Source organism: Empedobacter stercoris (assembly GCF_020281205.1).
Taxonomy (GTDB): Bacteria; Bacteroidota; Bacteroidia; order Flavobacteriales; family Weeksellaceae; genus Empedobacter; species Empedobacter stercoris.
The window spans coordinates 118,855-135,677 of record NZ_JACXZC010000005.1 but is presented as its reverse complement, the minus strand read 5'-3'; the positions used below and the strand labels follow the sequence as shown (position 1 = coordinate 135,677).

Below are 16,823 nucleotides of genomic sequence, written 5' to 3'. Positions count from 1 at the left end.
GAAAGTTTGGCTATATTAGCCCTATCGAAAAACTAAAATCTACTTGGCCAGTTGCACTTATAACTTGAACATGGCAATTAATATTAGTTGTAAAATAATCATTTTTGATGAAATAAAAAAAGGTAGGTTTTAAACCTACCTTTTTTTATAATATTTAGATAATAACTACTTAATCACTTCTAATTCTTTACCAACTTTAATAAAAGCAGCAATCGTATGATCTAACTGTTCTTTTGTATGTGCAGCTGATAACTGTACACGGATACGAGCTTTATCGCGAGGAACAACAGGGAAAAAGAAGCCGATGACATATACACCTTCAGCTAATAATTTATCTGCCATTACTTGAGATAATTTTGCATCGTATAACATAACTGGAACAATAGCAGCATCACCTTCTGGAATATCAAAACCAGCAGCTACCATTTCTTTGCGGAAGTAATTGGCATTCCACATAACTTTATCACGTAAAGAAGTATCAGTTTCTAACATATCTAACACTTGCAAAGCAGCACCAACAATTCCTGGAGCTAAAGAGTTAGAGAATAAATATGGACGAGATTTTTGGCGCAACATTTCAATTACTTCTTTTTTACCAGATGTAAATCCACCCATTGCACCACCTAAAGCTTTACCCAAAGTAGAAGTAATAATGTCTACACGTCCCATTACTTCGTTGTGTTCATGTGTCCCACGACCAGTTTTACCGATGAAACCAGTTGCATGAGAATCATCTACCATTACAAGTGCATCGTATTTTTCGGCTAAATCACAAACACCTTTTAAGTCTGCTACAATACCATCCATCGAGAATACACCGTCTGTTACAATGATTTTAAAACGATGATTTTTTTCAGAAGCGGCTATCAATTGCGCTTCTAAGTCTGCCATATTATTATTTTTGTAACGGTAACGAGCAGCTTTACACAAACGAACGCCGTCAATAATAGAAGCATGGTTTAATTCATCAGAAATAATAGCATCTTCTTCAGTAAATAATGGTTCGAAAACACCACCATTTGCATCAAAAGCAGCTGCATATAAAATCGTGTCTTCCATTCCTAAGAAATCAGCGATTTTCTTTTCTAATTGTTTGTGAACATCTTGTGTTCCACAAATAAAACGTACAGATGACATACCGTATCCACGATCATCTAACATTTTTTGAGAAGCCGAAATAACATCTTTATGATCTGATAATCCTAAATAATTATTTGCACAAAAATTTAACAATGTTTGACCATTTTCTAATGTGATTTCTGCACTTTGAGGAGAAGCAATGATGCGTTCTTTTTTGAACAGTCCTTGTTCTTCTAAGTCATTTAACTGAGATTGTAAATAGTTCTGAAATTTATCGCTATACATAATAAATCACTTTTTGTTTTGATATGTTTCATACAAATATAAAGGATTACGCTTATATTTTTCGTATTTTTGTAAGATATAAAAAAATTACAATCAGTGTTTCTAATCATCATATTTAGTTTTCAGTTTTATTTTTTAGCAAAATTTTTCAAAAAGGATAAATTAAAAACAGTTTTATCCGCAGTAGGGTTGTATATCGCAGGAGAAATAGCGTTTTCTTTTGTATTTGTAATGTTGTTTGCTTCAGGAATTATTGATATTGGTGTTGATTTTAGTAGTTCATCAATGGATAATTTGATGGAGAATAGCCTAAAAATGAATAAATACTTAGTAGAAAATTACGTTACTATTGCTGTGCAAGTCTTTTTATATATTGGAATTGGAATGTTTTATTACAATTCTTTGAAACGTAAGTGGACCTTACAAATGTTAGAAGGTGCAATTGACAAACGTAAAGATGAAATGCTACAAAATATAGAAATTAATCAAAAAATAAATCCAGTTAAACTTAATGTTTATTGTCATTTTCATACCGTTAATCAGAAAAATATACATTTAGTTCAACCTTTAGCAAGAGAAATTTGGAATGAGTGTTACAAAGATTTATTAGCACAAGATCAAATCGATTATATGATTGATATGATGTACAATAACGATAAGGTAAACGAAGGAATTGCAAACGGTGATGTTTGGGAAATTTTAAAGATTGATAATGTTCCTTCTGGTTATTTACATTATAAATTGGAAGAGAATAATACAGTGTTCTTATCAAAAATTTACTTGAAAGAATCTAATCAAACCAAAGGAATTGGACAATTGATGTTGAATAGAGTAGTGGATTATGCAAAAGAAAAAGCTGCAAAAGCAGTTCATTTAACCGTTAATAAAAACAATGCAAAAGCAATTCGTTTTTATGAGAAAAATGGTTTCAAAAATATGGAATCGAAAACATTTGATATCGGAAATGGATACATTATGGATGATTACATTTATCAAAAATCAATTTAAAAGAGATAATAATCAGTATATAAAGTCATTGCATTTTTTGTAATGACTTTTTTTTATTTTAAACTATTAATTAGTTTATGATTTCTATAAATATGTAAAGATGTTTCTCCTTTATTTTTCACAATAGAGTCTCCTTTTTAAATAAATTTATCAGCTTCATCGTAAGGTAAAAAATAGTCAAAAAAATTGACTCTAACCATTCGCTTATTTCTTCTACTTTCATATTTTGTATAAATTTTTTGAACAATTCCTTTGTATTGGATTGTTTTATAATATTCATTAGGAACATAAGGTTTAGAGAAAAGAAAAAAATAACCAGCTACTCCTCCCAAAAATAAAAGAGGAATAAATAGCATTACATAAAGAATTATATTTTCTTTTTTCATTAGAAATTATTTAGAACTAAATATACAAAAACTGGACCTCAAGTTGAAGTCCAGTTTTTATTTTATATCCATTAAAATTTTAATTAATTCTTTCAGCAACGTAATCACTTTCGTTACCTATACGGTCTACAGCTTTTAGCGCAACAGCGGTTAAGCTTTTTCCATCTTTATGTTTTAAAACGGTTTGGTTCGTTTTTGTTTTCTCCAATATAGAGGTTTCCCAATCGTTGTTGTAACGTGTGTACAAAATCCATTTTGACACATTTGATTGCATTTTATAATCACTCCAATTCATTACAACTTCCGATGTTTTAGCATTTACAATTAAACTTGGTTTTGCCAAATGATCTGTTTTTATCCAATTCATCGTTGGTACTAACGCTTTTGTTTTGTAAGGTCCTTCTTTTAAATAACTCAGCATCGAAGGATTTTTTGTTAAACCTGCAATACTCCAGTGAATTACACCTATATTATTTTGTAAAATTTCACCAGCCATTTTAACTTGATTTGTAATCTCCGTTGATCTGTCCGAAACTTTAACTTCAACTGTATTCAAACCAGGCCATAGGTGACGATTATGTGTGTTTTCAGATTTCCACCATTCTAATAATTTAGGAAAACTTTGCCCAGTTGAGTTAATTGGCCAATACAATTGAGGTGAAAAATAATCAACCCAACCTTTATTTAACCATAATTTTGCGTCAGCGTATAATTCATCATATTGCGAAGAACCTGTAATTCCAGAAGGGTAGCCCGGTTTCCATATTCCAAAAGGACTAATTCCAAATTTCACAAAAGGTTTTTCTTCTTTTATTTCTTTGTATATTCTTTCGATAATTGTGTTCACGTTTTGACGACGCCAATCTGCTCGCGATAAATTTCCTCCATTATTTTTGTAAACATTCCATGTTTTAGTATCAGGAAAATCTGCTCCGCCATTGTAAGAAGCATAAGGATAAAAATAATCATCAAAATGAACACCATCAATGTCATAACGAGAAACAATATCACGAACAACTTCTGAAACGTGATCTTGTGTTTTCTTATCAGCAGGGTCGAACCAGTACATTCCATTTTTCAATCTCACCACATTGTTTGGAGATTTTTTCACCATAGATTCGCTGGTTACAGAGCCACCGCTACTATGATGTGCTCGATATGGATTTAACCAAACATGCAATTCTAAACCTCTTTTATGTGCTTCTTCTACCCAAAATTCTAAGGGGTCGTAATAAGGAGAAGGTGCTTTCCCTTGTTGTCCAGTTAAAAAATAAGACCAAGGCTCTAAATTACTTTTATACATTGCATCTGCAGCCGGACGAACTTGAAATATAACTGCATTAAAATTGTTAGCTTCTAACATATCCAACAACTTTATCGCTTCATCTTTTTGCTGTGTTGTCGATAAATCTCGTTTCGAAGGCCAATTGATATTTGCAACAGAAGCCACCCATGCTGCTCGGAATTCGCGATTAACATCGGGTAATTTTACTGTAAAAATGTCGTCTTTTTTTGTAGAAATTTCTGTTTTAGGTGTAGTAGTAATTGTAGGTTCAGCAGGTTTTGTAGGTTGCTTAGTTTCTACTTTTTTATAGACTATTTTGTTCGAACTTTTATTAGATGAACAAGATGTTAATCCAATAGAAGCAACTCCAAGACACAATAAAATATGTTTAAAATTAATTTTCATTTGTTGAATGATAGATTTAGAATTACAAAATTAAGAAATAAGCCAATAGAAAACGTTTTTTTATCAATTCTTTATGAATTTAAAACGAATAGAATGCTTACATATAAAAGCTTTCTATCCGTTTTATGTAACATTGTTTTGTAATTAAATATATGAAAATTTATCAAAAACTGAACGTTAATCTTTAATTACTTTTATTGTTTTTTTACTGTTCTCACTACTTATTTTTACCAGATACGTTCCTTTTGGTAATTTTGAAATATCGACATCAATGTTAGCAGAATCGTACACTTTTTTAATTAACGTTTTACCAGATAAATCAAAAATTTCAATGTTTTTGATGTTGTGATCGTTTTTAATCGTTAAAACATCTTTTACAGGATTAGGATAATACGTCAATTTTGTTTTATTTACTTCTTGCGTAGCCAATGATTCTTTTTTGATGATAATATTATCTAAGCTTAAGTAAAATTGATCTGGATCAGAAAAGGCTCTAAAAGCAATATAATAGACTCCATCGGTAGGAACTTCAAAATTTACAGAAGCTGTTTCGTATGGGTAATTTATAATTTCTTCATCAATCCAAAGTCTTTGTGTCATCGACTCGACATCAGGATTCAAGCCAATTAGTACTTCCATTTTTTCTGGAAACCAAGCATCAATTCCCATATAATCAAATTGTAGATTAATATTTTCGTTTGCTTTTAAATTAAGACCTTTTGAAAATAAATATGAATTAGCTGGATTATCATGAAAATAGTACATCATATAATATTTTCCTTCTGAAGGATCTGGCGTTTCTGAAGAAGCTTGATGAACGGCCCAATTGTTACCATTTCCAGCATTAATAATTGTCCATCCGTCAAGGTCCTCCGTTTCGAAACCGTACGAATAAGGTAAATCTGTGGCAGATTTATTTTGTGCATTTAGTGAGTATGTACCTAATAATAAAGTACTCAATAGTAAAATTTTTTTCATTTATTTTAGTGTTTAATTGTTAAGAATTAGATGATACAAAAACAAATGCTAACACAATTAAAATATTCAAAAAATAGACCTGATTTACATTAAATCTTAACTAATCCTATTATTTCTTTGAAAAAATTACGGAAAGGAATACTTTTACATCAATAAAATACTATGTTTCTAATTATATGTTTTGGAGTATTGATAATTTGTATGAATGTTATTTTACAATCAACATTTACAGTACATTCCCCTTAAATATCTGCATAAATTCAATTTCAAAAACCAACGACTATCTATTAGTCATGTTTTGTAGCAAATGGCTCTATCAGTGTCTTTACTTACTTTGTTGCATGGTACGCAATGTACAATATGGGCAGCTGCTTTTTATTTTAATCTTAATATTGATAATTTATATAGTTTTCAAGAAGCGCTTTATTTTTCATTTATAACATTTACAACAGTAGGTTATGGTGATGTAGTGATTGATAGCGAATGGAAAATATTGGCTGGTTTAGAAGCTATCAATTGAATTATGATGGTTGGTTGGTCGACTGCGTTGATGTTTTCTTATTTGCAAATCATTTTGAAAAAAAATATATCTGAATAAAAAAATCCGTTTCTTCAGTATTAAAGAAACGGATTTACTAATTTTATTTAATATTTATCTTTTTCTAATTTTTCCTTCAATTCTTTATAATAAATTGGCGCATTCGGATCTTTTTCTAAAGCTGTATTTACCCATTTTATTGCTTGATTTCGATCTAATTTATTTGAATAATAGAAATTAGCTGAATTATAAAAGTCTCTTGCAGATGAATTTTCGTTTAATTGTTCTCCAATCATTTTTAATACCGTATTAATTGTATTTGTTTCTATTTCCAATACAACGTTTACGTTATCCCAAGCCATTACCAAATTTGCAGATTTTTGCGTCACATTTGTAAAACGAATCTCGAACGTTTCGGTTTTATTATTCATGGACTTTGTTGATGGCGCTTTTACTTTCAATGCAACATTAGATTCGTTCCATTCCTTTGGATTTCCCCAGTTTTTAGTGTCTTTGTAAAATATCACATCCCAATCTTCTTTAGTTGGAATTGTATACAACGCATATTCACCAGCGGCCAAATCTTGTCCATTTACCTTAATGGGTTGATCAAATTTAATCACCGTATTTTCGTTTGCACCTGTACGCCAAATTTCTCCGTAAGGAACTAATTTTCCGAAAACCTTTCTTTCATTTACATTCGGTCGATTGTATTCTACTTCAATTTCAGTTAATCCCACTTTTTGTTCAACTTCTGCGTGAGAACTTACCGAAGGAAATTTCATTTGTGCAAAAGCACAACTTCCTATGAATAATGCGAAGACTGTTGATGTTATTTTCATATAAATTATTTTTTATTTTTTATTTTATCTGTTTTTTTGTCGTATCCATACGGGCAATGTTTGCAACCACTTTTACAACAATATCCTCTTTTTTTAAGGTATTGTGCAGTGAAAATTCTAAAACCTTCTGGAGATAAATAATAATCTCCTTCTTCAAACTTCTTCATTTCTAATGCTGTGAAATTACAACTTTTATCAATTATTTTTCATCAATATCATGATGATAATACTTAGTCGGTTCCTATAAAGTTACGATTTTTAAAGCTTTTTTTAATCAATATCTCTCAGATTGCTTAATTTTGACACAGAATCGAGTTAGTAAATCATGTTTGTAGTTGTTTTAAATCGTTTATTTCGCAAGAACTTTATCGGAATTACCATTTTTCCGTTTATTTTTTTGAGAGATAAAAAATTAAAGAATGATACTGTTTTAATCAATCATGAAAACATTCATATTATTCAACAACTCGAACTTTTAGTTGTCTTTTTTTATCCTTTTTATTTGATAGAATATATGATTCGATTAGTTCAATACCGTGATCAACACAAAGCGTATCGAAATATTAGTTTTGAGCGTGAAGCGTATGCAAATGATCATAATTTGAATTATTTAAAAGAACGAAAATTTTATAGTTTTCTAAAATATTTGTAAATGATTTGGAACGATTATAAAGCTCAAATACAGCCGATTGATATTACGCATATAACTTCTCAGAAAATTCAACTTTCTATTTTGAGAGAAGATTTAATTCATCCTGAAATTTCTGGAAATAAATACCGAAAACTAAAATATAATTTTATTGAAGCTGAAAAATTGGGTTTCAAAAAATTAGTAACATTTGGAGGTGCTTTTTCTAATCATATAGCAGCGACTGCTGCGGCAGGTAAAATTCATGATTTCGAAACAATAGGCATTATACGAGGAGAAGAGTTAATTGATAAAATTGATGAAAATCCAACCTTACGTTTTGCTGAAAAATGCGGTATGCAGTTGCATTTTATTTCGAGAGAAGAGTATAGGAAAAAAGATGAAATTAAATTTTTAGATGATTTAAATACTAAATATCCAGACGCTTACGTTATTCCAGAAGGAGGTACAAATGAGTTAGCTATAAAAGGTTGCGAAGAAATTTTGTATGCAGATTGTTTCGATTTCGATTATATTGCTTCGGCGATCGGAACTTGTGGAACAATAGCTGGTTTGATTGAAAGTTCTAAATTACAACAAAAAATTATAGGCTTTCCAAGTTTAAAAGGGAATTTTATTCCAAAAGAGATAGAAAAATTGACAAATAAAACGAATTTTACTATTTTTAACGAATATCATTTTGGCGGATATGGAAAAGTTTCGGATGATTTAATTACTTTTGTAAATGATTTCAAGCGAATTAACCATATTCAATTGGATCCTATTTATACAGGAAAAATGGTTTTTGGTATTTTCGAATTGATTAAAAATCATTATTTTAGTGATAACTCTAAAATTCTTATCGTTCATACAGGCGGACTACAAGGAATAGAAGGGATGAATAAACTTTTAAAAAAGAAGAATAAAAATATTATAGAATGAGAAAATTGTTGTACGTTTTTAGCTTTGTTTTGGCCATGTCAACACAAGCCCAAGAAAGTAGAGACATAACTTACATTCGAAAACATGCTATTTTAGCTGTTGAAGAAATGCAACTTTACAAAGTTCCGGCAAGTATAACTTTAGCACAAGGTTTATTAGAAACAGGTGGAGGGCAAAGTAGATTAGCTGAGCAAGCAAATAATCATTTTGGTATAAAATGTAAAGGACCAGCAGAATGGTCGTTGGATAAACCAAGAATTTACCACGATGATGATGCAAAAGGCGAATGTTTCAGAAAGTATCTTTCAGTTGAAGAAAGTTACAGAGATCACTCAGAATTTTTGGCATTAAGACCCTATTATAAGGCTTTATTTAATTTGGATCCAACAGATTTTAAAGCTTGGGCTCATGGATTAAAAAAAGCTGGTTATGCAACAGATTCAAAATATGCGTTTAAATTAATCTCTCGAATAGAAAAATATAATTTAGATCAATTTGATAAGATTTCAGCTGAAGAAGTTTTTGCTAAGTTATACGCTTTATATAACAATCAAGATGATTTGATGTTAGCGAATAATTCTTCTAAACAGAAGAAAAATGAGCCTAAATCAATCAAAGAAGAAGTTATTTTAGCTTCTTACCAACCCAAAGAAAATATTGTAGAAAAGAATGAGCCTATTGTAAATAACAAAACGGTTGTTTATGAAACTCGTCCTCAAAATCCAACAACTCGCATCAAAAATCACAAGAATAACATTCCTTATATTGTTGCACAAGCTGGAGAAACGATAGCGACAATCTCTAAAACGTATAATAAAGTTCCTTCTGATATTGCGAATTTCAATGAAATACAAATGGGATCTAAGTTGAAAGATGGACAAATTGTATTTTTTGGAAAAAAGAAAACTAAAGGTTCTGATTATTCGTACAAAGTTCAGGAAGGTGATGATATGTACACGATTTCTCAGCGTTTTGGTGTAAAAGTTAGTAGCTTATATAAACTGAATCGTATGGAGCCAGGTGCGCAACCTAAAGTTGGACAACGAATTAATTTAAAAACTAAAGTTAGAGCATAACTTACCTTATCAAACAAAAAAAGCTTCCAAAAGGAAGCTTTTTTTGTTTGATATATATTCAATACTATCATTTCTTGAAATATATTTTTTGACAACAATCGTGTGTATTATCAATTAACTTTTAGTGAAATTGATATTCGAGATAATAATTGCAAAAATAATAACGGCAATTCCAGTCCATTGAATGGCTAAAACTTGTTCTTGTAAAACGATGAATGCCATGGTTACAGAAACGGGTAATTCTATAGAAGCAACAATACTTCCTAATCCTAAACCTGTATTTGGAAAACCTTTGTTTAATAAAATAGGAGGTAAAACTGTTCCAAATAAGGATAAAAACAATCCCCATGTATAGAAAATTTTCAGGTTGAGAGGATGAATTCCAGTTATATCATCAGAAAAATGACGGTATAAACTCATTAAACTCTCTGAATAATATGGGCCTAATTGGCTAAAAATCACAAATAATGCAACAACTATTCCTCCCCCATACAGCATATACAAACTCTTTTTGTAAGGAGGTAAATAATTCGCCACACTATTTGAAGTAAACATGGTTGTGGTAAATGAACAAGCTGCTAAGAACCCCCAGAACAATCCTTTTGGGTTTAATTCTACGTCTTGGTTAATTAAGTTTGTAGCCATTGCGGTACCAATTAATACCAAAATCATAGCGATTAATTTTTTAGCCGAAGGAAATTTTTTAGTCAATATACTTTCCACCAAAATACTCAACCAAACTGTTTGCATCAATAGTACGATTGCAATTGATACATTGATATATTGAACTGATAAATAATAAAATAAACTCGTAAAACCTAACGATGTTCCTGCTAAAATAAGCCGTTTTTTATCTTTCGGTTTTACTTTTGGAATTGAGTTATTTTTATTCGCCATAATCAAATTAATAATCAATAAGGCTATAATTCCTAAAACAAATTGTGAAGCTGTAACTTCTGCTGTCGTGTAGCCTTGATCGTAAGCTACTTTTACAAAAGTGGCAAGCATTCCGTAGAAGCTTGCGCCCATTGCGACAAACAAAACTCCCTTCAATAAATTTTTATTTTCCATAATTTTTTTTTCACAAAAAAGGCTTGATTTTTTTAATCAAGCCGTGCAAGTTACTGTATTTTTTACGAACTAAAAAAGTCCATTTATTTCTCCTTCTATCTTGTTGAAGATGAAACCCAAGTCTACTTTATTTTCAACAAAATCTAAATTATCTACATCAATAACTAAAACTTTTCCTTCTTTGTAATTCGAAATCCATTTGTCATATTTATCATTCAAACGACTCAAATAATCAATACTAATAGAGTTTTCGTAATCACGGCCACGTTTCTGAATTTGAGCAACCAAAGTCGGAATAGAAGCTTTTAGGTAAATTAATAAATCAGGTGCTTCAACAAAACTTGTCATTAAGTTGAAAACACGCAAATAGTTATTGTAATCTCGTGTAGACAAAAGTCCCATATCATTTAAGTTGCTCGCAAAAATATGCGCATCCTCATAAATAGTACGGTCTTGGATAATATCTTTACCACTTTCTCTAATTTCTTTCACTTGATTGAAACGACTTCCTAAAAAGTAAATTTGCAAATTGAACGCCCATTTTTCCATATCATTGTAAAAATCATCCAAATAAGGATTCATTTCTACATCTTCAAATTGAGCTGTCCAGTTGTATTGTTTTGCTAAAAGATTTGTTAGAGTAGTTTTTCCTGCTCCAATATTTCCTGCGATCGCGATATGCATTTTCCAATTATTTTAACGATTGCAAATATACTAAAGCTTAATTTTCAAAACAAAATCTAAGCTGTTAACTCATAGAAAAATCTTTTATTAGAAAAAAATTATTCCGATTGATTTATGTGTTTTTATTCAAAAGAAATTAAAATTAATCTTTTGATTTGAGGAAACTTACAAGCAGTTGTTTTGATTTAAATTATTGATTATTAGTTGTTTTTATTTTAATATTTCGTAATTTTTTACCCTATTTCCATCAAACGTATAAAAGTTAGTTTCGTTAAAAGCCATACTTTTAATGTTTTTCAATTCTATAAGTGTAGTTGAATTTTGATTGATGATATTTTTCGAAATTAGCATATTGTCTTTTATGTAAAAAATAACATCTTTATAAAAATAGTAAGCGGAATCTTTGATATTTATCTCAAAATTAGATTTAAAATTACCATAATCATCATAGATGTAAATTGTTTGTTGACTTTTTAAGTAAACTAAATTTTTATATACATGAATTTTTTCAATGGATTGATCGTTATTTTTTAAATAAATCTGCTTTGAAATTAGAATAGGTTTCTGCAATTGATAATTAAAATAAACCAATTTATTTCCGATAATATCATAAAACCAACAAAATTGATTGTCAACCACTTTTAATGCAATTGGCATATAATCGGTCGATTTTAATTGAATCATATCTTGAATAGAGTTAAGATTCTCATCCAAAATGGTGATTTGATTAAAATTTGAATAGATATAAGTTCTTAACGGATTTCCTGTGTCAACAGTTGTGATTACATTTTTTAAATCAACAATTTTGTTTTTATTCGACTGAAATATTTTTTCAATTTTCGTATCCGAAATCAAATAGAGCGAATTATTAAGATCGGTATCAATTGTATTTACAGTTTTGTTATTGGTTATAAGCGAATCTTTCAACACAAATTTCTGCGCTAAAACATTTAAACATACCGAAACAAAAATGATGGATAAAATGGACTTCATTTACTTGAAAATTACTTCGTAACCAAATCTACAAATTGAGAGTAGGATTACCAAAATAAATATGTAACGAATGAATTTGTTTCCTTTGTTGATGGCTAATTTTGCTCCAATAAAACCACCTAAAGCATTACAAACAGCCATTGGTAAAGCGATTTTCCAAATAATTTGTCCTTTGATTAAAAACAAACAAATCGAACCAAAGTTGGTAGCTAAGTTAATCAGTTTAGCATTAGTATTTGCTTTCAGGAAGTCCATTCCAAGTAATGTCACAAATCCTAAAATAAAAAATGTGCCCGTAGCAGGACCAATAAAACCATCATAAAAACCAACTGCAATACTTACGATACAACCATTTATAATTGCGATATGATAGGGGATTTTGCGTTCAGTTGCTTGGCCAAAATCTTTTTTGAAAATAGTATAAATAGCCAGAATGATTAAAATGACAAGTAAAACAGGTTTCATAAAATCGTTGTTAATAACCGTCAATAATTGCGAACCTAAAAATGCAGAAATAAAGGCGCAAGTAGCTATGATAGCAAAGAGTTTCCAATCTATTTTTACTTCCTTTAGATATTGAGAAGTCGCTAAAGCTGTTCCACTAAATGCAGGAATTTTTAGTGTTCCGATAACCGTAGAAACAGGTAAATTTGGTAAGAAAGCCAGGGATAAAGGTGTTTGGATTAAACCACCTCCACCAACAATAGAGTCTATGAAGCCAGCGAAAAATGCAGCAGTACATAGATAAAATAGAATTTCGATTTCCAAAACTGAAAAATATTGGCAAAGGTAAAACTTGAAACTTGAATTAGATGTGTTTTGTTAATTTATTTTGTGACCACGATGAGATTCGAACTCATACTGTCAGAACCGGAATCTGATATTCTATCCATTAAATTACGCAGCCTAATAAAATATTGACAAATATAGATAAATAGAGAGATATATTTAAATTACTTGTCTGAAATTTCGATGTTGAGTTGCAGTAAAATAATCTCGAAAAATCTGATTAATTTCTTCATTTGATTTTGAGGCTCTTATACCAAGCTGTGTATAAATTGTTATGATATGTTGTGTAATCTGTGCTACGGTTTCTATTCCAAAAGCATGAATTTCAGTGTCTATTTTATCTAAAATAAAAGAATTATTGGCTAATAAATCTTCTATATGTTTAGCATATTCATTGCATTTTGACGTACAGTTTTTTAGAAATTTATCAAAGTTAGAAAGTTGATTTGAAGGTATAATTTCTATACTTTTTTCGATAAAATGTTCCGCCATTCCGATATAATTAACCAATAAAGTTAAATCTGCAAAAATTCTAAATGGCACTTTTTCGACTAAATCATCACTGTAAAAATGATTGTAAATAAAGCTATAATCTTGATGAACGACTTGATTTTTAACCTCGAAACTATGAGAGGAAGTTGCAATCATCCCCATTGATTTCCATGTCGAAATTAATTGTACTTGTGATTTATCTAAAATGAAAGAGATGAATTTTGGCTCATTGTTTTCATCAAGAACTTCTTTTCCTTTCTCTAAAATTTTCGCATTTATTGTAAAATGAGTGAGGTAAGGCGCGCCAGTTGCATAATGCCACAAACCATTTATGATATAATTTTCTCCTATCTTTTCTGCCGTACCTCCCAACATACCACTACCGCCGAAACAAGTTTTTTGAGTAGAAAATAAATCAAATGCAATATTGGGTTGAAGATTTCTTGAGAAATAATTTGCGCCACTACATAAGGTAACAAACCAGCCTAAACTTCCATCAATTTTAGCAACTGATTGAAGAATTTTTAATCCTTCGGAAAAAGGTAATCCAAGTCCGTTATATTGTTTTGGCACCCAGATATTCAACCAAATCTGATTGTAAATATAATCGAGAACCGTTTGGTTGAACGTTTCTTTATTCAATAATTCTTTTCGAAGTGAATTGATATTATGCATTGTTTTGGTTTAAAATTTTCTTCCAATTAAAATATCCAGAAATGGCAACGCAGAATAAAATCAAGGATAAAACAGCGTATAGGTACAAATCTTTGTGAATCATCAACGGGATAGAAATAATATTACTAATGTTAAGAAGAATCCAATTTTCGAGTTTTCGTTTTGCCATCAACCACATGCCTGCCCAAGCAAATGCACTAACCAATGAATCCCAAATAGGAACATCCGAATCTGTGAAATGCGTTAATACCAAATAAAATATTCCGAAACTACCTAAGACGATTCCTGAAACAATTTTCCATTCTTTTTTATTGGTTTTTGTAATTTCTATTTCGTGAGTTTGTTTTCCGTATTTCCAATACAACCAACCATAAATACTCATTATCAAATAATAAATATTTAACGTAAATTCGGCATATAGCTTCGAATTAAACATGACGAAAAGTGTCAAAATAATCCCAGCAATTCCGAAAAGATAATTTTTAGGATTATTAAATCTCGCCAAAAGGACTTGAAAAATTGAAAAAGTAACACCCAGCCATTCTAACCAAGTAGTTTGTAAAATAATTTCCTTCATCATAATTTTTTTGTTGATGAGGAGATAGAAGTTATTGCTAACATCAATCCCTCCGCCAGTATTACCTGGATCAGGTGTAGAACAAAATGTTCTTGGGTATATTCTCAGCCAATTTTTAGCACCCCATTGAATTGCGAAGATGGAAAGATCTGTAGAGATTTCCAAAAGAAAAGGTTAAAAAATTAATCGTTTAATAATTCTGGACGTTTAGCTTTTGGTAAAGTTAAGATAACTAAATTGTATGAATCTTTTATCCATTGTTTTAGTTGAGTATCTTTTACATCTTGGTTGATTTTTACGGTATTCCAATGTTTTTTGTTCATGTGATATCCTGGATTTACCGCTTCATAAATTGATCTTAATTCTATTGCTTTATCAGGATCACATTTAATGTTTACTGAATCAAATTCATCAATATTACACAAACAAAACATTTTACCTGCAATATAGAAAACCAGTGTCGCTTGATCAAATGGGAATTTTTCTTCTACCAAAGGTAACCCTAAACAAAAATCTCTTAACTCTTCAATGTGCATCGTTTAACAATTTTTAAGTAAGGTACAAATAAAACGAAAACGACCTTGCAAACAAGGTCGTTTTCTATAAAATATGAAATGTAACTGCAATTAGTTGACATCCCACCAAACACGCGTATTGATATCGTCAGCTCCCATTTGTTGAATGGCTTGTTGGTAGCCTTCAGGGTTGTAATTTCTTACACTTGTTGGATAAAGTAAACGTCGAGGCATTTTCTGATCATTCAACATCGTTGAAGTTTTTGGTAGAGTAGGGAATCCTGTACGTTTATATTCAAACCATTGTTGGTAATCAGTAAAGAACAAAGCAAAATATTTTTGTTCGATAATACGTTCTAAAGAATTATTGTATTTTATTTTTTCGTGTTCTAAGAATTCTGTAGTGGGCTCGGAGTTTGTCCACAAAACGACAGCTGCTCTAACAGCATTTTCATAATGTGTTTTTGCATCGCCACCTAATCCTTTTTGAGCAATTTCGGCTTTAATAAATTCTACTTCTGCATAAGTCATCAACGGAATTTTCATAGGTGCAACAACAATTGCATTATTCGGTGATGAAGGATTAAATTTAAAATCTGAACTATTTCCTTCATAAGCAGCAGGAACACCCTTATAACCTAAAGAAGAACCATCAAGATTAGAAGCTTTGTTCACTAAAAATGGTAAACGAGGATCGTTTGTTTCGTTCATTTTTTCTACAAAAAATTCGGTAAATGTACGACTATCTCTATAATCTTGTTCTCTTGGCCAAGGCGATAAACTTGGTGCTAAACCAGAAATTTGTAGGATAGCAGATTCAGATTCATTTTCGAAAACTGGATAAGTTGTCGGATTGTCGATCATTTTTTTGATCTCTGTTAATGCAGAAGCATCACGATTAGAGATTCTTAGCAATAATCTCATTTTTAATGAATTGGAAAATTTTTTCCAACGTGTAATATTGATATTTTTTTCACTGCTTGGGAATAATATATCACTACCATATTTTAATCCCAAATTAGTCACATACAATTGATTTGCTTGTTCTAAATCGTTTATTAATTGGTTGTAAATATCTTCTTGACGATCAAATTTTGGTTTTGTAATTCCTTCTTCTGCTTTTGCAGCTTCAGAAAAAGGAACGTCACCAAACATATCAGTTAGATTAGAAATAACTAATGAACGTAATGTAAGTGCGATTGCCTCGTAATTTACATCTCCTGCTTTTTGAGAAACTTTTAGCATTTCTTCTAAATTCACCAAATTTTTATACGCATTATTCCAAGTAGAATTACCTGTTCCATTGGTTACGTCGTAGCGATGAAGTCCCATTGCATTACTTGGATAAGGAAAATGAACTTGCATTAATTGTGCTGTGATATCGTAGTTTTTTAATACGTTGTTTTCTGCTAAATCATAAATAACAGGATTTAAAACTGAACCAGAATTTATTTCAGTGATTAAGTTAGGATCTTCGTTAGCTTTCTCAAAATCATTTGTACAAGAGAAAGTAGTTGATATAATGGTTAAGGCGAAAAATAGTTTGATTGAAATTTTTTTCATTTTAATAAATT

19 protein-coding genes and 1 tRNA gene are annotated in these 16,823 nt (G+C 30.4%); 5 read left to right on the top strand and 15 right to left on the bottom strand.

Annotated elements, in window-relative coordinates; translation table 11 throughout:
* Positions 1-165: 165 nt before the first annotated feature.
* Positions 166-1,365 carry a glycine C-acetyltransferase gene (gene kbl / locus IF125_RS04230; RefSeq protein ID WP_225541630.1) on the bottom strand — a complete coding sequence of 400 codons (1,200 nt, stop codon included), beginning with the start codon at positions 1,363-1,365 and terminating at the stop codon, positions 166-168.
* A 96-nt stretch (positions 1,366-1,461) separates the two neighbouring features.
* Between kbl and IF125_RS14280 the strand changes: the two genes are divergently transcribed.
* Positions 1,462-2,373: a GNAT family N-acetyltransferase gene (locus IF125_RS14280; protein WP_225541629.1), complete on the top strand. Its 912-nt coding sequence runs from the start codon at positions 1,462-1,464 to the stop codon at positions 2,371-2,373.
* A 137-nt stretch (positions 2,374-2,510) separates the two neighbouring features.
* On the opposite strand, the gene IF125_RS04220 is transcribed toward IF125_RS14280, so the two are convergent.
* From IF125_RS04220 to IF125_RS04210, 3 genes are all read right to left on the bottom strand, one after another.
* The gene (locus tag IF125_RS04220; RefSeq protein ID WP_225541628.1) at positions 2,511-2,759 is read right to left on the bottom strand and encodes a hypothetical protein; all 249 of its coding nucleotides are present in this window, start codon (positions 2,757-2,759) and stop codon (positions 2,511-2,513) included.
* A gap of 79 nt (positions 2,760-2,838) precedes the next feature.
* The gene (locus IF125_RS04215; protein WP_225540635.1) at positions 2,839-4,449 is read right to left on the bottom strand and encodes a glycoside hydrolase family 10 protein; all 1,611 of its coding nucleotides are present in this window, start codon (positions 4,447-4,449) and stop codon (positions 2,839-2,841) included.
* 177 nt (positions 4,450-4,626) lie between these two features.
* A complete protein-coding gene (locus IF125_RS04210; protein ID WP_225541627.1) occupies positions 4,627-5,427 on the bottom strand; it encodes a T9SS-dependent choice-of-anchor J family protein in 801 nt (266 codons plus the stop codon).
* A gap of 319 nt (positions 5,428-5,746) precedes the next feature.
* Here IF125_RS04210 and IF125_RS04205 point away from each other — a divergent pair, with 319 nt between their 5' ends.
* Positions 5,747-5,947, top strand: a complete 201-nt coding sequence (locus IF125_RS04205; RefSeq protein ID WP_225541626.1) for an ion channel — start codon at positions 5,747-5,749, stop codon at positions 5,945-5,947.
* A 125-nt stretch (positions 5,948-6,072) separates the two neighbouring features.
* Here the strand turns inward: IF125_RS04205 and IF125_RS04200 are convergent, their stop codons facing one another.
* Both IF125_RS04200 and IF125_RS04195 read right to left on the bottom strand, forming a co-directional pair.
* A complete protein-coding gene (locus IF125_RS04200) occupies positions 6,073-6,807 on the bottom strand; it encodes a DUF2911 domain-containing protein (RefSeq protein WP_225540631.1) in 735 nt (244 codons plus the stop codon).
* A gap of 5 nt (positions 6,808-6,812) precedes the next feature.
* Positions 6,813-6,974, bottom strand: a complete 162-nt coding sequence (locus IF125_RS04195) for a DUF5522 domain-containing protein (protein WP_159155417.1) — start codon at positions 6,972-6,974, stop codon at positions 6,813-6,815.
* Between the two features lie 158 nt (positions 6,975-7,132).
* Between IF125_RS04195 and IF125_RS04190 the strand changes: the two genes are divergently transcribed.
* From IF125_RS04190 to IF125_RS04180, 3 genes are read left to right on the top strand one after another with little or no spacing between them, the layout of a single operon-like run.
* Entirely contained in the window at positions 7,133-7,459 is a 327-nt protein-coding gene (locus tag IF125_RS04190) for a hypothetical protein (RefSeq protein WP_225541625.1), read from the top strand.
* The gene (locus IF125_RS04185; RefSeq protein ID WP_225541624.1) at positions 7,460-8,377 is read left to right on the top strand and encodes a 1-aminocyclopropane-1-carboxylate deaminase/D-cysteine desulfhydrase; all 918 of its coding nucleotides are present in this window, start codon (positions 7,460-7,462) and stop codon (positions 8,375-8,377) included.
* Positions 8,374-9,453 carry a glucosaminidase domain-containing protein gene (locus IF125_RS04180; RefSeq protein ID WP_225541623.1) on the top strand — a complete coding sequence of 360 codons (1,080 nt, stop codon included), beginning with the start codon at positions 8,374-8,376 and terminating at the stop codon, positions 9,451-9,453. The genes IF125_RS04185 and IF125_RS04180 overlap by 4 nt, the downstream gene beginning before the upstream one ends.
* A 114-nt stretch (positions 9,454-9,567) precedes the next feature.
* On the opposite strand, the gene IF125_RS04175 is transcribed toward IF125_RS04180, so the two are convergent.
* From IF125_RS04175 to IF125_RS04135, 9 genes are all read right to left on the bottom strand, one after another.
* Positions 9,568-10,524 carry an EamA family transporter gene (locus IF125_RS04175; RefSeq protein WP_225541622.1) on the bottom strand — a complete coding sequence of 319 codons (957 nt, stop codon included), beginning with the start codon at positions 10,522-10,524 and terminating at the stop codon, positions 9,568-9,570.
* Between the two features lie 69 nt (positions 10,525-10,593).
* Positions 10,594-11,208 carry a deoxynucleoside kinase gene (locus IF125_RS04170; protein ID WP_225541621.1) on the bottom strand — a complete coding sequence of 205 codons (615 nt, stop codon included), beginning with the start codon at positions 11,206-11,208 and terminating at the stop codon, positions 10,594-10,596.
* A 210-nt stretch (positions 11,209-11,418) separates the two neighbouring features.
* On the bottom strand, positions 11,419-12,201 hold the full coding sequence (locus tag IF125_RS04165) for a hypothetical protein (protein ID WP_225541620.1): 783 nt from the start codon (positions 12,199-12,201) through the stop codon (positions 11,419-11,421).
* Positions 12,202-12,969, bottom strand: a complete 768-nt coding sequence (locus IF125_RS04160) for a sulfite exporter TauE/SafE family protein (protein ID WP_171621635.1) — start codon at positions 12,967-12,969, stop codon at positions 12,202-12,204.
* Positions 12,970-13,036: 67 nt separating this feature from the next.
* Positions 13,037-13,108: transfer RNA gene (locus IF125_RS04155), tRNA-Arg, on the bottom strand.
* A gap of 41 nt (positions 13,109-13,149) precedes the next feature.
* Complete coding sequence (locus tag IF125_RS04150) at positions 13,150-14,157, bottom strand: acyl-CoA dehydrogenase family protein (RefSeq protein WP_225541619.1); 1,008 nt, start codon at positions 14,155-14,157, stop codon at positions 13,150-13,152.
* Positions 14,150-14,737 (bottom strand): nicotinamide riboside transporter PnuC, encoded by a 588-nt coding sequence (pnuC, locus tag IF125_RS04145; RefSeq protein ID WP_171621637.1) that lies wholly within the window; start codon positions 14,735-14,737, stop codon positions 14,150-14,152. The genes IF125_RS04150 and pnuC overlap by 8 nt, the downstream gene beginning before the upstream one ends.
* 179 nt (positions 14,738-14,916) lie before the next feature.
* On the bottom strand, positions 14,917-15,270 hold the full coding sequence (locus tag IF125_RS04140; RefSeq protein ID WP_225541618.1) for an MmcQ/YjbR family DNA-binding protein: 354 nt from the start codon (positions 15,268-15,270) through the stop codon (positions 14,917-14,919).
* Positions 15,271-15,360: 90 nt separating this feature from the next.
* Complete coding sequence (locus IF125_RS04135) at positions 15,361-16,812, bottom strand: SusD/RagB family nutrient-binding outer membrane lipoprotein (protein WP_225541617.1); 1,452 nt, start codon at positions 16,810-16,812, stop codon at positions 15,361-15,363.
* Positions 16,813-16,823: the final 11 nt, after the last annotated feature.

Excerpts from the sequence above, each read along its gene's own strand:
- kbl (WP_225541630.1), bottom strand. The coding sequence starts at position 1,365 with ATGTATAGCGATAAATTTCAGAACTATTTACAATCTCAGTTAAATGAC.
- IF125_RS04220 (WP_225541628.1), bottom strand. The coding sequence starts at position 2,759 with ATGAAAAAAGAAAATATAATTCTTTATGTAATGCTATTTATTCCTCTT.
- IF125_RS04215 (WP_225540635.1), bottom strand. The coding sequence starts at position 4,449 with ATGAAAATTAATTTTAAACATATTTTATTGTGTCTTGGAGTTGCTTCT.
- IF125_RS04210 (WP_225541627.1), bottom strand. The coding sequence starts at position 5,427 with ATGAAAAAAATTTTACTATTGAGTACTTTATTATTAGGTACATACTCA.
- IF125_RS04200 (WP_225540631.1), bottom strand. The coding sequence starts at position 6,807 with ATGAAAATAACATCAACAGTCTTCGCATTATTCATAGGAAGTTGTGCT.
- IF125_RS04195 (WP_159155417.1), bottom strand. The coding sequence starts at position 6,974 with ATGAAGAAGTTTGAAGAAGGAGATTATTATTTATCTCCAGAAGGTTTT.
- IF125_RS04190 (WP_225541625.1), top strand. The coding sequence starts at position 7,133 with ATGTTTGTAGTTGTTTTAAATCGTTTATTTCGCAAGAACTTTATCGGA.
- IF125_RS04185 (WP_225541624.1), top strand. The coding sequence starts at position 7,460 with ATGATTTGGAACGATTATAAAGCTCAAATACAGCCGATTGATATTACG.
- IF125_RS04180 (WP_225541623.1), top strand. The coding sequence starts at position 8,374 with ATGAGAAAATTGTTGTACGTTTTTAGCTTTGTTTTGGCCATGTCAACA.
- IF125_RS04175 (WP_225541622.1), bottom strand. The coding sequence starts at position 10,524 with ATGGAAAATAAAAATTTATTGAAGGGAGTTTTGTTTGTCGCAATGGGC.
- IF125_RS04170 (WP_225541621.1), bottom strand. The coding sequence starts at position 11,208 with ATGCATATCGCGATCGCAGGAAATATTGGAGCAGGAAAAACTACTCTA.
- IF125_RS04165 (WP_225541620.1), bottom strand. The coding sequence starts at position 12,201 with ATGAAGTCCATTTTATCCATCATTTTTGTTTCGGTATGTTTAAATGTT.
- IF125_RS04150 (WP_225541619.1), bottom strand. The coding sequence starts at position 14,157 with ATGCATAATATCAATTCACTTCGAAAAGAATTATTGAATAAAGAAACG.
- pnuC (WP_171621637.1), bottom strand. The coding sequence starts at position 14,737 with ATGATGAAGGAAATTATTTTACAAACTACTTGGTTAGAATGGCTGGGT.
- IF125_RS04140 (WP_225541618.1), bottom strand. The coding sequence starts at position 15,270 with ATGCACATTGAAGAGTTAAGAGATTTTTGTTTAGGGTTACCTTTGGTA.
- IF125_RS04135 (WP_225541617.1), bottom strand. The coding sequence starts at position 16,812 with ATGAAAAAAATTTCAATCAAACTATTTTTCGCCTTAACCATTATATCA.